The 19,374-nt window shown below is 72.6% G+C and carries 19 protein-coding genes and 1 pseudogene; 14 read left to right on the top strand and 6 right to left on the bottom strand.

Annotation, left to right across the window (positions count from 1 at the left end):
* Positions 1 to 246 precede the first annotated feature (246 nt).
* The 3 genes and pseudogenes from EV385_RS36200 to EV385_RS29735 form a co-directional block, all read left to right on the top strand.
* Positions 247 to 667, top strand: a pseudogene (locus tag EV385_RS36200) (DUF6271 family protein); the annotation flags it as partial.
* A gap of 776 nt (positions 668 to 1,443) precedes the next feature.
* Positions 1,444 to 2,202, top strand: coding sequence for a helix-turn-helix domain-containing protein (locus tag EV385_RS29730; RefSeq protein WP_130512464.1), 759 nt, complete (start codon positions 1,444 to 1,446; stop codon positions 2,200 to 2,202).
* 4 nt (positions 2,203 to 2,206) lie between these two features.
* A complete protein-coding gene (locus tag EV385_RS29735; RefSeq protein WP_130512465.1) occupies positions 2,207 to 2,674 on the top strand; it encodes an NUDIX hydrolase in 468 nt (155 codons plus the stop codon).
* 82 nt (positions 2,675 to 2,756) lie between these two features.
* Here the strand turns inward: EV385_RS29735 and EV385_RS29740 are convergent, their stop codons facing one another.
* The 4 genes from EV385_RS29740 to EV385_RS34095 form a co-directional block, all read right to left on the bottom strand.
* Positions 2,757 to 3,557, bottom strand: a complete 801-nt coding sequence (locus EV385_RS29740; RefSeq protein WP_207230000.1) for a class I SAM-dependent methyltransferase — start codon at positions 3,555 to 3,557, stop codon at positions 2,757 to 2,759.
* The gene (locus EV385_RS29745) at positions 3,554 to 4,771 is read right to left on the bottom strand and encodes an MAB_1171c family putative transporter (RefSeq protein WP_207230001.1); all 1,218 of its coding nucleotides are present in this window, start codon (positions 4,769 to 4,771) and stop codon (positions 3,554 to 3,556) included. Before EV385_RS29745 ends, EV385_RS29740 begins: the two co-directional genes overlap by 4 nt.
* A 7-nt stretch (positions 4,772 to 4,778) precedes the next feature.
* Positions 4,779 to 5,264: a zinc metalloprotease gene (locus EV385_RS29750; RefSeq protein WP_207230002.1), complete on the bottom strand. Its 486-nt coding sequence runs from the start codon at positions 5,262 to 5,264 to the stop codon at positions 4,779 to 4,781.
* A gap of 489 nt (positions 5,265 to 5,753) precedes the next feature.
* Positions 5,754 to 7,721, bottom strand: a complete 1,968-nt coding sequence (locus EV385_RS34095) for an ATP-binding protein (RefSeq protein WP_165449653.1) — start codon at positions 7,719 to 7,721, stop codon at positions 5,754 to 5,756.
* Between the two features lie 179 nt (positions 7,722 to 7,900).
* Here EV385_RS34095 and EV385_RS29760 point away from each other — a divergent pair, with 179 nt between their 5' ends.
* The 5 genes from EV385_RS29760 to EV385_RS29780 all read left to right on the top strand — a co-directional run bounded on the left by EV385_RS29760 (position 7,901) and on the right by EV385_RS29780 (position 12,690).
* Positions 7,901 to 8,329, top strand: coding sequence for a hypothetical protein (locus EV385_RS29760; RefSeq protein WP_130512467.1), 429 nt, complete (start codon positions 7,901 to 7,903; stop codon positions 8,327 to 8,329).
* 216 nt (positions 8,330 to 8,545) lie between these two features.
* The gene (locus EV385_RS29765; RefSeq protein ID WP_207230003.1) at positions 8,546 to 10,387 is read left to right on the top strand and encodes a histidinol-phosphate aminotransferase family protein; all 1,842 of its coding nucleotides are present in this window, start codon (positions 8,546 to 8,548) and stop codon (positions 10,385 to 10,387) included.
* Complete coding sequence (locus EV385_RS29770) at positions 10,384 to 11,211, top strand: phosphatidate cytidylyltransferase (RefSeq protein WP_130512468.1); 828 nt, start codon at positions 10,384 to 10,386, stop codon at positions 11,209 to 11,211. Before EV385_RS29765 ends, EV385_RS29770 begins: the two co-directional genes overlap by 4 nt.
* Before the next feature lie 44 nt (positions 11,212 to 11,255).
* Complete coding sequence (locus EV385_RS29775; protein WP_130512469.1) at positions 11,256 to 11,711, top strand: acyl-CoA thioesterase; 456 nt, start codon at positions 11,256 to 11,258, stop codon at positions 11,709 to 11,711.
* A gap of 166 nt (positions 11,712 to 11,877) precedes the next feature.
* The gene (locus tag EV385_RS29780) at positions 11,878 to 12,690 is read left to right on the top strand and encodes a thioesterase family protein (protein ID WP_423203089.1); all 813 of its coding nucleotides are present in this window, start codon (positions 11,878 to 11,880) and stop codon (positions 12,688 to 12,690) included.
* 41 nt (positions 12,691 to 12,731) lie between these two features.
* On the opposite strand, the gene EV385_RS29785 is transcribed toward EV385_RS29780, so the two are convergent.
* Entirely contained in the window at positions 12,732 to 13,559 is an 828-nt protein-coding gene (locus tag EV385_RS29785) for a DUF72 domain-containing protein (protein ID WP_207230158.1), read from the bottom strand.
* 106 nt (positions 13,560 to 13,665) lie between these two features.
* Between EV385_RS29785 and EV385_RS29790 the strand changes: the two genes are divergently transcribed.
* Positions 13,666 to 14,415, top strand: coding sequence for an alpha/beta fold hydrolase (locus tag EV385_RS29790; protein ID WP_130512472.1), 750 nt, complete (start codon positions 13,666 to 13,668; stop codon positions 14,413 to 14,415).
* A gap of 62 nt (positions 14,416 to 14,477) precedes the next feature.
* On the opposite strand, the gene EV385_RS29795 is transcribed toward EV385_RS29790, so the two are convergent.
* Positions 14,478 to 14,981 carry a CAP domain-containing protein gene (locus tag EV385_RS29795; protein ID WP_165449654.1) on the bottom strand — a complete coding sequence of 168 codons (504 nt, stop codon included), beginning with the start codon at positions 14,979 to 14,981 and terminating at the stop codon, positions 14,478 to 14,480.
* Between the two features lie 239 nt (positions 14,982 to 15,220).
* On the opposite strand from EV385_RS29795, the gene EV385_RS29800 reads away from it, so the two are divergent.
* Genes EV385_RS29800 through EV385_RS29820 form a run of 5 tightly spaced genes read left to right on the top strand, consistent with a single transcriptional unit; the run spans position 15,221 to position 19,346 of the window.
* The gene (locus tag EV385_RS29800) at positions 15,221 to 15,772 is read left to right on the top strand and encodes an RNA polymerase sigma factor (protein WP_130512473.1); all 552 of its coding nucleotides are present in this window, start codon (positions 15,221 to 15,223) and stop codon (positions 15,770 to 15,772) included.
* Positions 15,769 to 16,572: a hypothetical protein gene (locus tag EV385_RS29805; protein WP_130512474.1), complete on the top strand. Its 804-nt coding sequence runs from the start codon at positions 15,769 to 15,771 to the stop codon at positions 16,570 to 16,572. The genes EV385_RS29800 and EV385_RS29805 overlap by 4 nt, the downstream gene beginning before the upstream one ends.
* Positions 16,573 to 16,630: 58 nt before the next feature.
* Positions 16,631 to 17,431 (top strand): ATP-binding cassette domain-containing protein, encoded by an 801-nt coding sequence (locus EV385_RS29810; RefSeq protein ID WP_130512475.1) that lies wholly within the window; start codon positions 16,631 to 16,633, stop codon positions 17,429 to 17,431.
* Positions 17,428 to 18,747, top strand: a complete 1,320-nt coding sequence (locus EV385_RS29815) for a hypothetical protein (RefSeq protein ID WP_130512476.1) — start codon at positions 17,428 to 17,430, stop codon at positions 18,745 to 18,747. The genes EV385_RS29810 and EV385_RS29815 overlap by 4 nt, the downstream gene beginning before the upstream one ends.
* Positions 18,744 to 19,346 carry a hypothetical protein gene (locus EV385_RS29820; protein ID WP_130512477.1) on the top strand — a complete coding sequence of 201 codons (603 nt, stop codon included), beginning with the start codon at positions 18,744 to 18,746 and terminating at the stop codon, positions 19,344 to 19,346. The genes EV385_RS29815 and EV385_RS29820 overlap by 4 nt, the downstream gene beginning before the upstream one ends.
* Positions 19,347 to 19,374 lie beyond the last annotated feature (28 nt).

Consider the following 19,374-nt stretch of genomic DNA (forward strand, 5'->3'; position numbering starts at 1 on the left):
AAAGGGTCACCCCAGCTCCCGTGACTATTTGTGAACGGTCCTTTTCCCTCCGTAGTTATCGCTGGTTCGCCGAGGGTCGGGCAGTCCGGTGAGAGCTCTTCGTGCCGATGGCGAACGACCCCGCGACCGTGGATGCGTGCGATGACCGCTCCGGGCGTACGCGGAATCTGCCTGGCCCTGCCCACCCACCGGGAGTGCGCCATCGCCGCCGTGGCGGCGGAGGCGGACTGACCGGCACAGCGACGGTTCCTGCGCCGGGTGATCGAGCGCGCCGGACTCGCCGAACCCGAGCTGACCCTCGACCGGATGCTGCCGACGCGGTCTCCTACGGCGCCTGCACAAACTGCGCCCTCCTGATCGCCGCCGCGCTGGGCGGTGAGTCGGTACATCGCCGCCCAGCGCGGCGATCGAGTTCCAGATTCACGACGGCGCACCGGTGTTCCCGATCCACCACGAGCTGACCGCGCTGGGCCGACCGGCCGCCGAGGTGGCCACGGACACCGCCGTGAGGCTGACTTTCAGTCGCCTACGGTTTGCAAGAATGCAGGTTCGCGGACGTAGAGCTCGCGGCCTTGCCAACCACCATGATGTTCAGGTGTTCCGTGCGCGCACTCCCCGGAAACGCGCCACCACGTCTGACCGTCGCCGTAGTCGTATGGGTCAATGATCGCTTCGACCCGGCACAGAATCGGTCCGGCGCCGTACTTGTAGTCCTGGTCCGCCAGGCGAAGCGTGACGCCCGGTTGCGGCCTACCGGTCACGACGGCCCTCGCACCGTCCGGATGGCCCCGGCTGCCAAGAACGGAGCGCTGTCAGTAGGTGCTCAAGCTCGACCGCATTCGGCCCCTGGGGGTACACGACGGCGGCTCGGCCGACCGCCCGAAGCTTCGGGTGAAGCGACGCACCGCGAACCCGCTTCGGAAGTTGAGGGGCCGCAATCACCACTCGTCGAACGGTCACGGGATCACGGCCCTCCTGGTGGTTCGGCTATGCCCCCTAGGGCAGCACAGAACCTCGCCGCAATGCGGGCACCAACGGCACTTGATCTTGAATGCAAGTAGGCCCGCGAGGAAACCCAGCAACAAGGCAGCCACCGCCACCGTTGCCATGGTGTCCATCTAGCATCACCTCCAACCACCGCGTAGGCAGCACAATCGAGTCACACGAACCACCAGGCACCCGCAGGAAATGCGCCACACCTCAGATAGAGCCGGTCCCGGTTGGACGTGCAGAAACCCGTAGGCCAAGAGGTTTCGAACACTCGTCTTGGTAACGTCTCTTGGGCAGGTGATCTCCGTTCTGCTGTAGACGGCAGCACGCAGCCTGATCAGAGCAAACCCGATTCCGCGGGACGTCGCACCCACCTACGGGGACGTCTACGCGAAGGCTAAACGTCCTCCGAGGTACTTGAAACGTCCCCCGGCGTTCCTGTCCAATGAGGGCATGAACGACCGTCTACGGACCGCAATGTTGCGCCAAGGTGTCGCTACGGAAGATCTTGCAGACGAGTGCGGCGTTGATCCGAAGACGGTTGAACGCTGGATTGGCAAGTCCCGTGTTCCGCACAGGCGGCACCGATGGGTTACAGCGAAGAGGTTGGGCACGGATGAGACGTATCTATGGCCCGACGTCCTGGCCGACGTCGGCCGTAAAGGCGGGAAGGACGCAAGTCGTTCCGAACTGGTAGAGATTCATGTTGACCGCGCCGCCATTCCGCAAGAAAAGTGGTTGCGACTTCTGAACGGCGCACAGGAAAGAATCGATGTCCTGGTCTATTCGGGAACATTCTTCGCGCAAACTCAACCACGCGTCTCACCCATGCTCGCTAAACGGATTTCGGAGGGCGCCTATGTACGGCTCTGCTTCGGCGACCCGAACGGCGAAGCTGTCGCCGTTCGTGACCGCGAGGAGAGTCTTTGCGGAACCATGGCGGCCAAGATTCGCGCCTCCCTGACCTATTACCGAGAGATAGCACAGGTGGACGGGTGTGAAATCCGCCTACACGACACTACCCCTTATAACAGCATCTTCCGGTACGACGACGACGCGCTCATTAACAGTCATGTCTTCGGACAGCCTGCGAGCTTAAACCCGACCTATCATTTCCGGCGTGTTGATGGTGGCGCACTGTTCGAGCATCACATGGCCGCATTCGAACGAGTATGGGCCACGGCTCTGCCGTGGCTCGGTACGGAGGCATAGCACCGTGGGGCGCGTCGAATACTGGAACGATCCCGAAGCACCCAAGCCCAACACGCTCGTTCCTGCATGCGGTGTTGTCGCGGTGGATGATCTCGGAAAAATCTTGCTGCAACGCCGCCGAGACACTGGGCAATGGGCCTTGCCTATGGGCAAGCAGGAGATCGGCGAGACTCCGTCTGAGTGCGCCATCCGTGAAACCCTTGAAGAGACCGGGATAGCCGTGGAAATTCTCGGCATTGTCGGCATCTACTCGGATCCAGGCCATATCGTCGCCTACACGGATGGAGAGATACGCCAGGAATACGAGGTGACATTCCTGGCTCATCCGCTCGGCGGCACACCGATGGAGAACGATGAGGCGAGCGCAGTGGGCTGGTTCGCACCTGAGGACATGCTCACGCTGGACATCCACCCGACAATGCGAAGGCAGATAGTGGACTATCTGAACGGCAACACGCCCCACATCGATTGAACGGCGCCCGGTCACCCCGTGCGTCTACGTGGCCACGGGCCGCCGAGGCGGACCAGCCGGACACCGCACAACCGTCCGCCGCCTAGCTGCCGGCCTCCGGGCGCCGGGCCCATGCCGAGATCGTCACCTGGGGAATGTCGACGAAGGTGGGATCGGCGAGGAGTTCGAAGAACCCGGCGAGTTCCCCCTCGGTGATCAGGCCGTCCGCGACGAGGGACGGGCCCGCCTGCTTGATCAGCGGCGCCCACCGGTCCCGGCCGAGGCACCCCATGCGGGCGAGGTTGCCCCGGTAGTCCACCTCGGTCAGACCGTTGCGGGCCAAGGCGTGCGGGAGGCTGCGGGCCCAGGTCAGGTCGGCGCCGTGGTCGGCGTACCTGTGGGCGTAGGCCGCCATGAGCCGCCGGACCAGCGGGAACGGTGAGGTCTCGGCGGGCAGTTGGTAGGGCTCCTCGACGACCAGCCACCCGCCGGGTTTCAGCCAGGTCGCGGCGCGGGCCAGCACCGCGTCCCGAGCCGGCAGGTGACACAGCAGGTAGCGCGCGTGGATCAGGTCGAACCGGCCCGGCCGGTACGCCTCGGCGGTGACGTCGACCTCCTGGATCTCCAGGTGGGCGGCGTAGCCGGGGTCGAGGTAGCGCGTGTCGATGTCGGCGGCGACCACCCGCCCGTCGCGGCAGTGGTCGGCCAGCCAGTAGGCGATCGACCCGGCCCCGGCGCCCAACTCCAGGCAGTGCCAGGACGAACGTACGCCGAGATTGTCGAGGATGCCGACGGTGACGGCGTCCACGCTGCCCTGGATCGACTCCAGCCGTTCGCGCTCCCGCGGCGAGTCCTTGCTCAGCATTCCGGAGCTGTACGCGTCCGTGGAACTCCTGACGGTCATGCGGTCTGTTCGCTCCTCGCCGGGTCGTGCTGCGGGGCCTGTTCTGCCTGGTCGACCGTAACCGCCGGGGTGGTGACGGCACGCACCGACGGCGACCGGCGGGCCTGGCCCAGCGCGAGCAGGAAGTCGACCTCGCTGTCCAGGTCGTCACCGGGTTCGGGCGTCGCGTCGTCCAGGCTGCGTTTCGGGGTGACCCCGTTCGCCTTGTTGCGCCGGGCGACCTCGAGCCACGACGCCACGACGGCGGGGGAGGGCTGGCGCTGCGACGCTGGGCCCACCGCAACGGTCCGCACCACGTGGTCCATCTCCTCGGCGCGGACGTAGTCGCGCAGGATCAGGATCGCGTCGCGGATCTCGACGACCTGGCGGTAGAGACGCAGGTTCGTGGTGCGCGGCCGGGCCAGCAGTTGCCGCAGGCGCCCGCTCGGCTGTTGTAGCACGACCTGCGGCGCGGCCTCGACGAGGTCACGCCACAGCGGCCAGAGGCGCCACAGCGCGGCGCGGTGGCGGGCCTGCCGGCGCAGGTCGATGAGCAACGGCAAGCAGACGCCGGCGGTCATCAGCCAGGCCGTGATCCCGATGTTGAGGGGGAAGAACGCGCCCAGTGCCATGGGCCGGGCCAGCAGGAAGACCAGCACGATCAGCCAGAACACCGTGGACGACACGAAGCCCGCGGCCAGCAGCATCAGTCCGGTTCGCAGCGTCCGGTCCGCCCCGGCCCGCACCGCGTAGCGCGCGCACAGGGCGGCGGAGGGGATGGTGGCGACCAGATGGGCGGCGATCAGGAGCCACCAGAACGGGCTGTACCAGGGCACGACCTGCGCCGAGACGCAGCCGGCGTGCGGGGCGATCGTGAAGTTCAGCAGGATCAGTGTGGCGGACACCGCGGCGCCCAGGCCGTACACCAGCCAGGGGCGGCGCTGGGAGATGGCGGCCAGGATGAAGTCGAGGATGAGCGCGGAGGCCAGCACGCCCCAGACGTTCATGAACAGCCCGCAGCTGTTGGCGAAGATGAACGTACGGTTGAGTGCGGCGCTCACCGGGTCGAGATAGACGGTGATCGAGCCGGCCAGTCCGGCCACCGCGTAGAGCAGCATCCGCTGCTGGCGGGAGTGCCGGGCCGACCTGACGCGCAGGGCCAGCGCCACCCACAGGGCGAGCGCTCCGGCCAGTTCGACCTTCAGGCCGAATTGGTATATGGCAGCGAGGTCCATCGGTTTCCTATTCGCGAATGCCGAGCGCGAGTTCCAATTCGCCGCGTACGCCACCCGACGGCGGCCCGGCGCGGCTGCCGGCCGCGGTCCGGATCAGGCTGGCCACCAGCTCCGCTTCCTGCTCCTGCTCGTCGGTGTAGTTGGTGCGGGCGAGCAGTCGGCGGACCAGCGCCGGATCGAGGTCCGGCAACAGGCGGGCGAAGGTGGTGGACGCCCCGTCGTGGATCGCGCCGTGGTCGCAGACCAGGTGCCCGATCTCGTGCAGGATGATGTGTTCCCGGTGGAAGGCGGTGGTGCGTTCCTCGACGAAGATGTCGTCGCTGAAGTCGGTGGAGATCCACAGGCCGCAGGTGTGCGCGGTCATCGCGCCGTCCAGCGTGTGTACGTTGATCGGCCGGCCTCGCCGCGTTGCGAGATCGGCCAGCAGGGCGCCGACGGAGAACGGTTTGGGCAGACTGAGCGAGTCGACGACCGCCTGGCAGCTTCTCAGCATCCGCCGGTTTGGCATCGTCGCAGGTCCTTTCCCTGCGCGGACGCCGAGCGCGACCGAGGGCCGGGTGCGTCCGGTGGGGCCTGACTGCGGTCCATCAGGGCGTCCTCAATGTCGGGTGGGTCGAGTGCCTCACTCACCATAGAGGACAGACAGCCCTCGCTGGAGGCCTCCAGACATTTGTCGCCGTTGATCCGCTATCGGCGGTGTGCCGGGCGTGTGGGGAGTCAGGCCCGGTTCTCCAGGGCGTGGTTCAGGCGGCGCAGAAGGTCGGCGAGGGCGGCGCGGTCGTCGTCGCGGAGATCGGCCAGCGCCCGCATCACCCTTCTCCCGTTCCGTGGGCAAGGTGCCGAACCGCATGCGGGCGCGCCAGTGCCCAATGTGGAGCGGTGTGATTCGTGAAGACTTCGGGTTAGGAGCTGACCCGAACTCCTCATGATCCACGCTCCGCGCACTTTGAGCCGCTAGGTGAGCGCCTGGCGGCTCGCCGCGTCAGCGGCCGGACTCGCGCTGCCAGAGGATCTCGGTGAGCCGCTCCACCCCGGCGGCCAGGTGCCGGCGGAACGTACTCATCGGCAGGCGCAGCAGATCCGCCGCCGCCTGCTGCGTGCCCGCCGGCTGCAGGTACGTGTGGTGCAGCGCGCGGTACGCGGACCGGTCCCGGGGCGCGTCGGCCATCGTCGCGGCGGCCTGCTCGAAGGCCGCGCGCAGCGCCTCGACCCTGCCCTCGCCCGGAGCGCCGCCCTCGCCCGGAGCGCCGCTCTCGCCCGGAGCGCCGTCCTCGCCCGGAGCGCCGACGGCCAGCCGGGTGGCCAGCAGCGGGCTCGCCGCCAGCCGGTCGGGCCGGTTCCACTCCCGCAACGCCTCCCGCACCGCGGCCGCGAAGGCACCCCGGTCCATGGTGGTAGGTGCGGCCGGCGGCTCCACGGCCATCGGTTCCTCGGCCGTCTCCCGGGTGGCCAGCAGGTTCAGCCACGCCAGCCGCGGGGTGACGCGCCAGTCGTGGCCGAACCCGGCGTAGCGGCGCCCGCCGACGGTGAAGTCGGCGTCCGGCGCGCGGGGGAAGTCGACGTACTCGCACATCGCGGCCCATAGGTCCGGGTCGGACTGGTAGATCAGGGCGTATCCGAGGTGCGGGGTGGTCAGGTAGTGGCGCACCGAGTTGATCGAGACGAGTGCCTGCACCGGGGAGGGGTCCTGGTACACCTCGGCGTCGAGCCAGTACCGCACCAGCGACACCGCCTCGCCGGGCGCCGGGGCGGCGCATCGCCAGGCCGCCAGCGCGGCCGGGTCGGCCGGGTCGGCCGCGTACAGGGTGAGCAGCACGACCAGGCCCACCGCGGTGCCCTGCCCGTCGACGACCGCGTGCACGCCCTCGGGCGACTGACGGCACCAGTGGTCGAAGATCTCCGCCGACTCGGCGCCCTCGTGCCGTTCGATCATCGCCCGCAGCTGCGGCCAGCGCGGCGGGTCAGCGGTCACGACCCGCAGCTCGCCGTCCGGGCTGTGCTGCAGGAAGGCGCCGATCACCGGGCTCTCGCGATGCAGGAACGCGAAGTCCAGCAGGATCCGGCGCTGGTCGTCGGGGGCGGCGCGGCCGAACTGGCGCCGGTAGTACGCCCCGGCCCGGCGGTGGATCGCGGCGTGCAGCTGCGGGTGACGCCAGCGCAGGTCGCGGGCGAGTGCCTCGCGGGCGAGGTCGTGCGGCACCAGCCCGTGCGTGCCGGCGGAGATCACCGACAGGCCGCGCAGCCAGTCGAACAGCTCGTGCGCGTCCGGCACCTCCAGCAGCTCGGCCAGCAGCGGCTCGGTCGTGGCGGCCACCTGCGAGACCGCGTCGAGCGCCATCCGGTGTGACGGGCCGGGCACCGCGTCGACGAGCGCGGTCAGCAGGGTGGCCACCACCTCCGGGCCCGCCGCGGGGGTGGGGCCGCGGCCCTGGGCGTGCACGTCGGCGATCAGCGCCAGGGCCAGCGGGTGGCCGTGGGTGAAGGCGAGCGCGTCGGCGTGCGCCGCTTCGGGTACATGGCGCCGGGCGAGCAACTGCCGGCTCTCGTCCGGTCCCAGGTTGGCCAGCGGCATCGGGTGCAGCATGCTGCGCCATCCCGGGTCGGTGCGGTAGCGCAGCGGCGGCTCCGACCGGCTGGCCACGGCCACCACGGCGTCGGCGGGCAGCGCCGCCAGCACCTCCGTCGCGGGCTCGCCGTCGGATAGTACGACGAGCCGTTCGCCCTCGACGGCCGCGTCATCGAGCCAGCGCACCGGTCGTCCGGCCTGTTCCGCCAGGCCCGCGAACTGGTGCAGCAGCGAGGTCTTGCCCACCCCGCCGGGCCCGTGCACCCAGACCAGCGCGCCGCCGTCGGCGCCCAGCAACCGCCCGAACCCGGCCAGCTCCGCGGTGCGGCCGACGAAGTCCTGGCGGCGGGCCGCGGCGACCTGGTCGGCGAACCGGATGCTCACGGCCTCCAGTCTCGTCCGCTCCACCGGACTTTGGAAGACGAAACGGTCAAAAGGGGGATCGGGGTGAGCGCAAAGTGAGCGGTTATCGGGCGGGGAATGGTCTGTTTTGTGGCTATTGGTCAGCCATACGGTCATTTGCGTCAGAACGAGCACCGCCAAGACCCGAGGAGCGTTCCACGATGATCCGCCACACGACGTCCCGCAGCACCGCCGGCCACCGCACCCGCCGCACCGCGCTCGCCGCCGGCATCGCCGGTGCCTCCGCCCTCGCGCTGATCGCGCTGCCCGGCGCCGCGTACGCATCCGCCACCGGCTGGGGCGGCACGCTGCTGCCGGGCCAGCAGCGGTGCCTGAGCCTGTACGCCAGCTACCAGGTGCGCGCCGACGGCCAGGCCACCAACCAGGGCGCCAGGTTCAAGGTGCAGCGCAACGGCGTAGTCGTCTACGGCTCGCCGACCGGCACCACCAGCGCGTTCGCCTGGGAGGGCCGCTCCTCCTACGGCACCTTCCCGGGTCCCGGCACCTACACCGTCTGCGCGACCAACAACAACGGCACGAACACCCTCGTCAACATCCACCTCTTCACCGACGCCAACCTGCCGTACTGAGAGCCACCCACCACGCACACGGCGCCGCGTACCGTCCACCCGGGCGGTACGCGGCGCCCACCCCTGCGTGCCCGCGATGTTGAGTACGCGTACTCAACCACCAGCGAGTACGCCGAACGGTCCGGGCCCGGCGCGCCGCCGCGTAGGGTTTCGCCGCGACACCCCCGGCGGATCTTGCCGCCGGCGGTCCCGGACCGAGGCGAGGGAGAATCCACAGTGGTTGCGGCGAGGCTTGGATTGCGGCTGGGCACCCCGGCGGACCGGGACTGGATCCACCGCCTCCGGCACGAGGTGTACGCCCAGGAGCTGGGCCAGCACGCCGTCGTCCCGGCGGGCCGGCTCAGCGACGCCCTCGACGAGCGCGGCGTGGTCTACCTGGTCGCCACGTCGGGCGGGACCCCCGCCGGCTTCGTCAGCATCACGCCGCCGTGGGTCGGCCAGTGGTCTCTGGACAAGTACCTCTCCCGCGCCGAGCTGCCCGCGCTCGACGCGGCCGACGCGTTCGAGATCCGCATCCTGACCGTGGCCGCGCCGTGGCGCGGCACCGCGGTCGCCTCCCTGCTGATGTACGCGGCGCTGCGCTGGGTGCAGTCCCGTGGCGGGCGCCAGGTGCTGGCGATGGGCCGCACCGACCTGGCCGACATGTACCGGGCCGCCGGCCTGCGCCCGACCGGTCACACCGTGGTGTCCGGCGCGGTCACCTTCGAGGTGATGTCGGCGAGAGTGGACGCGCTGGCGACCCGGGCGCGGCAACGGTACGGCCCCGTGCTGGCCCGCCTCGGCGCCGACCTGGACTGGCGGCTCGACATGCCGGTGCACCCCGGCGCGGACGGCTGCGCCCACGGCGGAGCCTCGTTCGACGGCATCGGCGCCGACTTCCGCCGCCTGCACCGCCGCCGGGAGGTCGTCGCGGCCGACGTGCTCGACGCGTGGTTCCCGCCCGCGCCCGGGGTGCTCGACGTGCTGGCCGAGGATCCGGGCTGGCACGCCCGTACCTCCCCGCCGGTCGCCGCGGACGGCCTGCGCGCCGAGATCGCGGCGGCGCGCGGCGTGCCCACCGGCGCGCTCACCCTCGGCGCGGGCTCCTCCGACCTCATCTTCCGGGCCTTCCGCGAGTGGCTCACCCCGGCCAGCCGGGTGCTGCTCATCGATCCCACGTACGGCGAGTACGCCCACGTCACCACCGAGGTGATCGGCTGCCGGGTGGACCGCCTGCCGATCGGCCCCGCCGACGGGTGGCGCATCGACGTCGACCGGCTCGCCGGGGCGCTGGCCGGCGGCGCCTACGACCTGGCGGTGGTGGTGAATCCCAACAATCCCACCGGCGGGCGGCTGCCACTGGAGGTGATGCGGGACCTGATCGCGCGGGTCCCGGCGCGTACCCGGCTGTGGATCGATGAGGCGTACGTGGGCTACGCCGGCCTGGACCAGTCGCTGGCACCCCTGGCCGCCGAGCGCTCCAACATCGTCGTCTGCACGTCGATGTCCAAGATGTACGCCCTGTCGGGCATGCGGGTGGCGTACCTCACCAGCGACGAGACCACCGCGGCGGCGCTGCGCCGGTGGACGCCGCCGTGGGCGGTCAGCCTGCCCGCGCAGTTGGCGGCGGTGGCGGCGCTGCGCGACCCGGCGTACTACGCGGCGCGCTGGGCGCAGACCGCGGTGCTGCGCGCCGAACTGGCGGCGAGCCTGCGCGCGGTGGACCCGGCCGCCCGCGTCGAGCCGGCCGTGGCCAACTTCCTGCTGGTCACGCTCCCGGCGCAGGGCCCGAGCGCGGCCGAGGTGGTCGCCCGCTGCCGCCGCGACGACGTGTACCTGCGGGACCTGTCGCCCATGTCACCGGCGTTCCAGGGCCGGACCATCCGGATCGCCGTCAAGGACCCGGCGGCCAACGCCCGGATCGTCGCCGCCTACCAGGCCGCGCTCGCGGCGCCGGGTGCCGGTGTCGTGCCGCCCGGCCTCGCGGTCTCCCGCGACGCCGCCGCGCCCCGCCGCGACGGCAGGTGCTCGCCCGCCACCGCGGCGGACAACCGGGTGGCGGGCCCGGCGGCCCGATGATCACGGTCGATGCCCTGGTGCCCTACCTGGCCGGGGCGCTCGCCGTCGGCGGGATCGCGGTCGTCGTGTCCCGGCGGCGGGAGATGATCCAGCGGTGGTGCGCCTGGGCGATCGGGATGCCGCTGGTCACCGGCGCGTTCTGGCTGGGGGCGCCCGGGGCGGCCGCGCTCGCGGCGGTGGCCGCCGTCATCGCCGCCCTCGAGTACGGCGCCCTCGTGCGGGCGCCATGGCCGGACCGGGCCGCGCTGGCCACCGCCCTGGTCGCGGTGATCGGCACGGTGTGGCTCGCCCCGGACCATGTCCTGCGCGCCGTCGGCGCGGGCGCGGTGCTGGTCGGGGTCGTACCGCTGCTGGCCGGGGACGCCACGGGCGGCCTGCGCCGGGCGGGGTCCGGCGTGCTGGGCCTGGTCTGGCTCGCCCCGCTGGCGGCCGTGGTGCCGTTGGGCGCCGCCGCGCTGGTGCTCTTCGCCGCGGTCTCGATCGGCGACATCGCCGCCTACCTGGCCGGCCGTCGGTTCGGCGGCCCGCGCTTGTCCCTGCTGTCCCCGGCGAAACGCTGGAGCGGCACGGTCGTCGGCGCGGCCGTGGCCGTCGGCGTCCTGGCCGCCTTCGGCGTCTTCGCGCGCGACCTGCCGACGCCGCTGGTCGCCGGTCTCGTGGCCGCCGTCGCGGTCGGCGCTCCGCTGGGTGACCTGTTCGAGTCGATGATCAAGCGCGGTGCCGGGGTCAAGGACGCCGCCGGCTGGCTGCCCGGTTCCGGCGGACTGTTGGACCGCGTCGACTCCCTGCTGGCCGCGCTGGCCGTTACGCTGCTGCTGTCCTGACCGCCAAGATCACCGGTTGCCGGGCGTCGTTACGATCAACGCCCATGGATCAGAGCGCGCCCACCCCCACCACACCGGTCATCTACGACGGCACGATCGACGTCCGGTTCAGCGATCTGGACGCGTACGGGCACGTCAACGCCAAGAACTACGTCGACTATGTCGCGACGACCCGGCTGCGGTTCCTGGACGAGCGGATGCCCGTGTCCAGCGCGGAGATCATCCGGCGCGGGTACGCGTTCTATCTGCGGAAGTCCGAGATCACGTACCGGCGTCCCATCACCGGCCTGGCGACGCTGCACATCTCGTCGTTCTCCGAGCGGCTGGACGGCGCGCAACTGGCCGTGCGGTTCGACATCCGCAGCGCGGACCGGTCGGTGCTGCACTCCGATGGCACGCTGACCTACACCATCGTCGCGTTGTCGACGGGCAAACCGGTCGACGAGGTGCCGCAGTGGCTGGCCGAACTGTTCCTCCAGCCGGAGCCGGTCGGCTGCTGACGCCGCGACCGTGACGCGGGTCAGCCGCGGCCAGCGAGTGGCCCGCCCCGGCGCCGGGTCGCGCATGTTACGTCCGCACGGGCGGATTGCCCCAGCGTGACGGTGATCATCGCGGGTGTCGTACCCACGTGCGATCCTCGCGATCTGACGTCCCGGAAAGGGGGCCGTGTTGGCCGGCTTCATCGACGCCACCAAGGTGGCCGTCCGCAGCGATGGCGCGAGCTTCGAGGTCGAGCTCGACCCGCAGTGGACGATCGGCGACAAGCCCAACGGCGGCTACCTGCTGTCCGTGCTCGCCCGCGCCGCGACCAGCGCCGACCCGGCCGGGCGGCACCCGCATCCGCTCGCCGCCAGCGCCACCTACCTGGCCGCGCCGACGGTCGGTCCGGCGGTGGTGGAGGTCACCACGCTGCGCACCGGCCGATCGGCCAGCCAGCTGCGTGCCCGCCTGGTGCAGGGCGGCCAGGCCTGCGTGGAGGCGCTGTTCACCCTCGGGCGGCTGGACCCGGACGCGGAGCCCCGCTGGGCCAACAGCCCCGCTGTGCCGTTGCCGCCCGAGGACGACTGCCCGGTGATCCCGGTCGAGCCGCCGGGCTCCGGCGTCAAGGTGAACCTGATGGAGGTGGTCGAGCAGCGGCTGGACCCGGCCGTGCTGGGTTTCGCGTTCGGCCAGCCGAGTGAGCGGGCCGAGCTGCGGGGCTGGCTGCGCTTCATCGACGGGATGGAGCCGGACCCGATCTCGTTGCTGTTCGTCGCCGACTCGTTCCCGCCGGCCACGTTCGCCATCGGCAGCGTCGGCTGGGTGCCGACGCTGGAGCTGACGGTCTACGTACGGGCCGTTCCGGCGCCCGGGCCGTTGCGGGTGCGGCAGGTCGCCCGGCTCGTCGAGGACGGCCTGGTGGACGAGGTCTGCGAGGTCTGGGACAGCCGCGGCCGGCTGGTCGCCCAGGCGACCCAGCTGGCCAAGGTCCGCTTCTGACCACACCGGTGCCGGGGCGGAAACACCGCACCGGTACCGGTTCAGAACAGGGTCGCCGGTTCCGTCGGCGACGGGTCGGGCAGCGGATCCAGCCCGGACACCCGCGCCCGGACCTCGTCGTGGAATTGGCGGGCGAGGGCCGGCGCGTCGGCGTTGTCCGGGGTGTGCAGGAACACCGTCGGCGAACGGCCCTCCGCCAGCCAGCCGGCGACGACGGCGACCCAGGGCTGCCAGCCCTCGACGGTGCGCGCGGTGTCGTCGCGGCCCAGGTAGCGCACGATCGGCCGGTCGGTCAGCGCGCGGGTGCGCAGCGGCATGCGCGGCTTGTTGGTCCACGCCTCGCGTTCCGCGTCGCTGGTCGGCGGGCTCGCGAAGAACGCCGTGGTGTCGAACGGGACCCATTCCGCCGCCACGGGCGCCAGCGCGTCCTCCAGCTGTCGCGCCGCGCGGGCGTCGGTGAAGAAACCCGGGTGCCGGACCTCCACGGCATACCGGTGCGTGCGGGGCAGCGTACGCAGGAAGCGGGCCAGCGTCGCCGTGTCGGCCGGGGTGAACGAGCCGGGCAGCTGCACCCAGAGGGCGTGCGCCCGGGGGCCGAGCGGCGCGACGGCGTCGAGGAAGGCGCCGAGCTCGGCGTCCGCGCCCACGAGCCGGCGCTCGTGGGTGAGCACCCTCGGCAGCTTGAGGACGAACCGGAAGTCCGGACCGGTCTGCTCCGCCCAGGACGCCACCGCCTCGGGGGCGGGCGTGGCGTAGAAGGTCGTGTTCCCCTCGACCGCGTTGCACCAGGCGGCGTAGTGGCGCAGGCGTTCGGGCGCCGCGAGCCGGTGCGGCAGGAACCGTCCGTGCCACGACTTCAGATTCCACATCGCGCACCCGACGTGCAGACGCATTCCCGCTCCTCGTGCCGACCGACACCCGTACGGTATCCGCCGCCCGTCCGTGCCCGCCCCGGCCTGTGGCAGACTGCCGGGCATGGCGGCTGATCTGCGGGTTCTCCGGGGTGGCACCGGCGGTCCCGTGCTGGTGTTGCTGCACGGCCTGGGTGCGACCGCCGACGTGTGGAGCGGGTGGCCGGGGCTGCTCGAGCGGCGCTGGCCGGGCGCCTGGATCGCCCCCGACCTGCCCGGTCACGGCGGTTCGGCGCCGCTGGCCCGGTACACCTTCGACGGTTTCGCCGAGGCCCTTGCCGGGCTGATCCCTGCGGACGCACCGACCGTCCTGCTCGGGCACTCGCTGGGCGGGGTGGTGGCCCTCGCGCTGGCCGCCCACCACCCCACCGCCGTCCGCGGCGTCGCCGGACTCGGCATCAAGGTCGTGTGGAGCGACGAGGATCTGCGCCGGGCGCGCGCCATGGCCGAACGTCCCCGGTCGTGGTACCCGACGCGAGCCGAGGCCGCCGCCCGCTACCTGCGCGTGGCCGGCCTCGACGGCCTGCTGGCCGTGGACGACCCGGCCGTGGACGCCGGACTCGTACGGCGCGACGACTCGTGGAGCCTGGCGCTGGACCCCGCGGCCTTCGGCGTGGGCCGGCCCGACATGCCGCGGCTGCTGGCCGGTTGCCCGGCCCCGGTGGTCCTGGCCCGGGGCGTGGACGATCCGATGAACACCGACGAGCAGCTGGCCGCCCTGGACGTCGTGACGGCCACACTGGCCGGGGTGGGGCACAGCGCGCACGTCCAGGATCCCGAGCAGACCTTCGCCCTCGTGGAACCGTTCCGCTGAACCCGCCCCGTACGTGAAAAACCCGGCCGGGGCGTCCCGGCCGGGTCGTTCACGCGGTTGGTTCAGCGCCAGCCGAATTCCTGGGTGTAGTAGGGGGTGCCGTTGGTGGCCCGGTAGACGCCGACGGCGAAGGCCTTGGCGCGGCAGTCGAGGATGTTGGCGCGGTGGCCGGGGCTGGCCATCCAGGCCTTCATGGTCTGGGAGGCGGTGGGGTAGCCGTAGGCGACGTTCTCGCTCATGGGCCAGGCGTAGCCGGCGCGGTGGGCGCGGGTGACGAACGTGGAGCCGCCGGAGCCGATGTGGCTCATCTTGCGGGTGCGGGCCTGGTAGGCGGAGTGGCCGCGGGCGGCCAGCAGCAGGCGGGAGTCGACGCGCAGCGGCTTGCAGCCGGCGCGGGCGCGGGTGGCGTTGGTGTAGTTGACCAGCTGGGTCTGCAGGGTCGAGGTGGTGACCGTGGCGGCCTGCGCGGGGGTGGCCAGGGCGGCGGCACCGATGAGGGCGGCGCTGGCGGTGGCCAGGCTGGCCAGGGCGGTGGTGATGGCGGTGCGTACCGTTGTGCGGCTCATGATTCTCTCCCCCGGTCGGTGTGGCTGGGTCTCAGCCGGTCACGGGTTCGAGATTCGAGGGGCGGGGGTGCGTGGCCTGGTCACGGACGGTTGCCTGCGGGTTGCGCCTCCTCCTTTCGGCCGGAACGAGGCTGCCAAACGGTCCGCGCTGCGGCGGCGGCCGGGGTGGGCCGTACTAGATGTGGCCTGAGTCACACGTTTTCGACAACCGGGGGCGAGAACGGTTCGTCTTACCCGGTGTGAAGCGGAGCCTGGACGCGGTCGACGAGGAGGCACTCGTGCGCCGCACGGCCGCCGGCGACCGGCGGGCGTTCGAGGAGTTGTACCGGCGTACGTCGCCGTGGCTGGTGGTGCGGCTGCGCCGCCGGTGCGCCGACGAGGACGTGGTCGCCGACGTGCTGCAGGAGACGTACCTGGCGGTCTGGCGGGCGGCGGGGAGCTTCGCCGGGTCGGCCGCGTCGGGCAGCGCGGTGGGCTGGCTCTGGACGATCGCCGCCAACCGGCTGGTCGACGCGTTCCGCCGCCGCGCCCGGCAGGCGCAGGTGCCACCCGTGCCGCTGGCCGAGACGACCGCGCCGGCCGCCGAGGACGAGGTCATGGCCGGGCGCGTCGGCCAGGAGCTGGAGCAGGCGCTGCTGGTCCTGCCGCCGGAACTGCGGCAGGTGCTGCGGGCGATGGTCCTCGACGGGCTCTCCGTCCGGGAGACCTCGGTACTGCTCAGCGTGCCCGAGGGCACGGTGAAGGCCCGCGCCCGGCGGGCCCGGATCGCGCTGCGGGAGGCGCTGTCATGACCACCCACCCCGGCCTGCCTGTGCTCGCCCGCTACGCCGGCGACGGCGACGGCCTCGACGAGGCCACCGTCTGGTCGATCGAGGTCCACCTGGAGACCTGCGCGGACTGCCGGGCCCGGCTGGCCGGGTGCGCCACCGACGACACCCGGGCCCTGCTCGAACGGGTCGCGGTCGGCCTGGACCGCGACATCGCCGCCGGTCCCGCCCCGGTCCGGCGGCCCCGGCCCTGGTCGGCGGTGCGGCGCCGCTGGCTGGTCTGGACGCTGCTGCCGTGGCTCACCATGACGGTGTCGGTGCTCGGCTGCGCCGCGCTGCTCGACTCGCTGCGGCCCGGTCTGCCGTCGCTGGTGCTCCTGCTGGCGCCGGTGGCGCCGCTGCCCGGGGTCGCCGTCGCCTGGAGCCGGCGCCACGACCCGGCCTGGGAACTGGTCGCGGGCACACCCGCCGCCGGCGCGACGATGCTGCTGCGGCGCACCCTGACGGTCCTGGCCGTGGTGGTGCCGGTGCTGGCGCTGGCCGGTGCGCACACCGGGACCGCGCTGGCGCTGGTGCTGCTGCCCTGCCTCGCGTTCACCGCCGCCGCCCTCGCCCTCGGCACCGTCGTCGGCGTGCGCCGGGCGGCGGTGGGGCTGGCCGCGGTGTGGGCGCTCGCGGTCGTGCTGCCCAGCCTGGCCGCCACGAGGCTGCCGGTGCTGCTGGCGCCGGGCAGCGCCGTGGTGTGGGCGCTGGGGACCGTCGCCCTGGCCGGTTTCGCCGCCACCCGCGCCGACGGCTTTCGGCGACTGTCCAGCCGCAACTGACCCTTGTCCGTGGTGCGTGCCCGCCGGTCCGGCGCGCCTTTTGTAGGGATTGATGATGATGCGTACGGTGACTGCGGCCGAAACGGCCCCCACCACCCATCCCTGGCCGGTCCACGCCGAAGGCCTGCGGGTACGCGCCGGACGGCACCTCGCCGTCGACGGGCTCGACCTGGCCCTCGGCGTCGGGGTGCACGGCCTGCTCGGCCCCAACGGGGCGGGCAAGACCACGCTGATGCGGGCGCTGGCCACCGTCGTGAAACCGGCCGGGGGCCGGCTCACCCTGCGCGGTCAGCGCGCCGACGGCCACGCCGACCTGCGCCAGGTCCGGCGTGGACTGGGTTACCTGCCCCAGCAGTTCGGGTTCTACCCGCGGTTCACGGTGCGCGAGTTCGTCGAGTACATGGCGTGGCTCAAGGAGATGCCCAAGGCCGCGGTGCCCGGCGCGGTGCAGCGGGCCATCGAGCGGGTCGGGCTCACCGCCAAGGCCGACGCCCGGATGAAGACGCTCTCCGGCGGCATGCTGCGGCGCGCCGGCATCGCGCAGGCCATCGTGAACGACCCCGAGATCGTGCTGCTCGACGAGCCCACCGTCGGTCTCGACCCGGAGCAGCGGCTCGACTTCCGGGAACTGCTGCGGACCGTGGGCGTCGACAGCTGTGTGCTGGTCTCCACCCACCTCGTCGAGGACGTGGTGGCCGCCTGCGCCGAGGTCATCCTGCTCTGCGACGGGCGGCGGCTCTTCCAGGGCAGCCCCGCCGAGCTCATCGCCCAGGGCGGGGCGGAGGATCCCGGCGACAGCCCGGCCGAGCGCGGCTACTCGGCGCTGCTGCGCCGCCACCGCGGGCAGGCCACCCGATGAGCCGCGTACTGCGCATCGAGTTGCGCCGCTCCGTCGCGTTCGGCGCCGTACTGACTCTGCTGCTGGGCGGCGCCGTGCTGCTGTACGCCGCCCCGCAACGCTGGTCCGCCGGCTGGATGGCGCTGGCCATGACGCAGCGGCAGTACCTGGTGCTGCTGTGGCCGTCGGCGCTGGCGGCCGGCGCGTGGCAGGCGCGCCGCGAGCACCGCGCGAACGTGGCGGAGCTGTTCGCCAGCACCGCCCGACCGCCCGCCCTGCGGGCCCTGCCCGTGCTGGGTGCGCTGGCCATCGCGGCGGCGGGCGGCTACCTGGCGGCCGCGGCGGTGGCCGTGCCGTGGATCATCGACACGGCCAGCTACCTGCCCGCGGCGAGTTTCGCCGTCGCGGCGGTCGGGGTGGTCTCGCTGGTGGCGGCGGCCTGGCTCGGCCTCGCGCTGGGGCGCCTGCTGCCGTCCCCGTTCACCGCCCCGGCGGCGGCGGTGGCGGGCATGGGGCTGCTGCTGACGATTCCCGCGCTGTTCCGGGACCGGGAGTGGCTGACGATGCTGTTCTCCCCGATGTACGGCATGGGCCAGTACACCGACTACCAGACGGTCGACGGCCGGGTCAGCGCCGCCCAGGCGATCTGGCTGGCGGCGCTGGCCGTGGCGGGCGGGCTCCTGGTCGCGGCCGGCAACCGGCGGGCCCGCCTGGTGGCGCTGCTGCCCCTGGCGCTCGGCGCCGGCCTCGGCCTGCTGGTGATCCCGCGCGGCGCCGACTTCCCCCGCAACCCGGTCGACCCGGCGGCCCAGGAACTGGTGTGCAGGCCGGGCACCCCCCGGGTGTGCGTCAGCCGGGTCCACGAGGCGCTGCTGCCCGAGGTGGTCCCGCTCGCCCAGCGGGCCCTGACGACGCTGGCGAAGTTGCCGGACGCGCCGACCAGCGCCCAGGAGGACCTCACCACGTACTTCGGCGACCCGCCGCCGCCCCCGGGCCCCGACATCGTGCCGATCCCGGTCCACTTCGGCAGCGACGGGCATCTCGCCGCCGGCGACGACGTCCTGCGCCGGATCCTGAACGGGTTCGTGGGCCTGAACTACTCGTGCCCCGGCGGGCATGACACCCCGGTCATCCGGGCGGCGGTGTCCTGGCTGACCGGCCGCGAACCGGTCGCGGAGCCCGAGGAACCGGCCGAATACCATCCTCGGGCCGTCACGCTCTGGCAGGGGCTGCGGCGACTCCCCGAGGCGGAGGCGGCGGCGCGGGTGGCGGCGGTCCGCAAGGCCGCGATGACCTGCGCCGACACCGACGGCCTGCTGAACGGCGGGTCGCGATGAGGTGGCTGGGCCTCTACCTGCGTTCCCGGCGCGCACCGGCGGCCCTGGCCGCCGCCGGTGGCTGTGCGGCGCTGAGCTGGCTGCTGTGGACGGTCTGCTCCGACAGCCGCGATGTGGGCGTGCCCATGGTCATCCTGACCGTGCTGTTGCTGGTCGCGGCGGTGACGGCCACCCTCGGCGGGCCCGACGACGCGCTGGAGCGCACCGGCGCGCTGGCCTGGTCCCGGTGGCGGGCCGCCCACCTGCTGGTCGCGCTGGCGGTCGTGGCGGTGCCGCTGCTGGCGACCCTGTCCACCGGCGCCCGGTTCGGCCCGGCGGGGCTCGTGGTCCGCGACGCGGCCGGACTGCTCGGCCTCACCGCCCTGGCGGCGGCCACGATCGGTACGGCCCGGTCGTGGCTGCCGCCGCTCGGCTGGACGCTGGCCGCGATCGTCTTCCCGATGCCGGAACGGGTCACGGGACAGATCCTGACGTGGCAGTCCCAGGCCCCCGACAACCGGGCCGCGGGCGTGACCGCGCTGCTGCTGGCGGCCGGCGGGCTGGCCGCGTACGCGGTGGCGGGCCCCGCCCGGCGCGCCCCCGCCGAGGCCGCGCTGTGACGGGCGGCCGGTTCGCGGCCCCGCGCCG

It is taken from the genome of Krasilnikovia cinnamomea (genome assembly GCF_004217545.1).
GTDB classification, from domain to species: Bacteria; Actinomycetota; Actinomycetes; order Mycobacteriales; family Micromonosporaceae; genus Actinoplanes; species Actinoplanes cinnamomeus.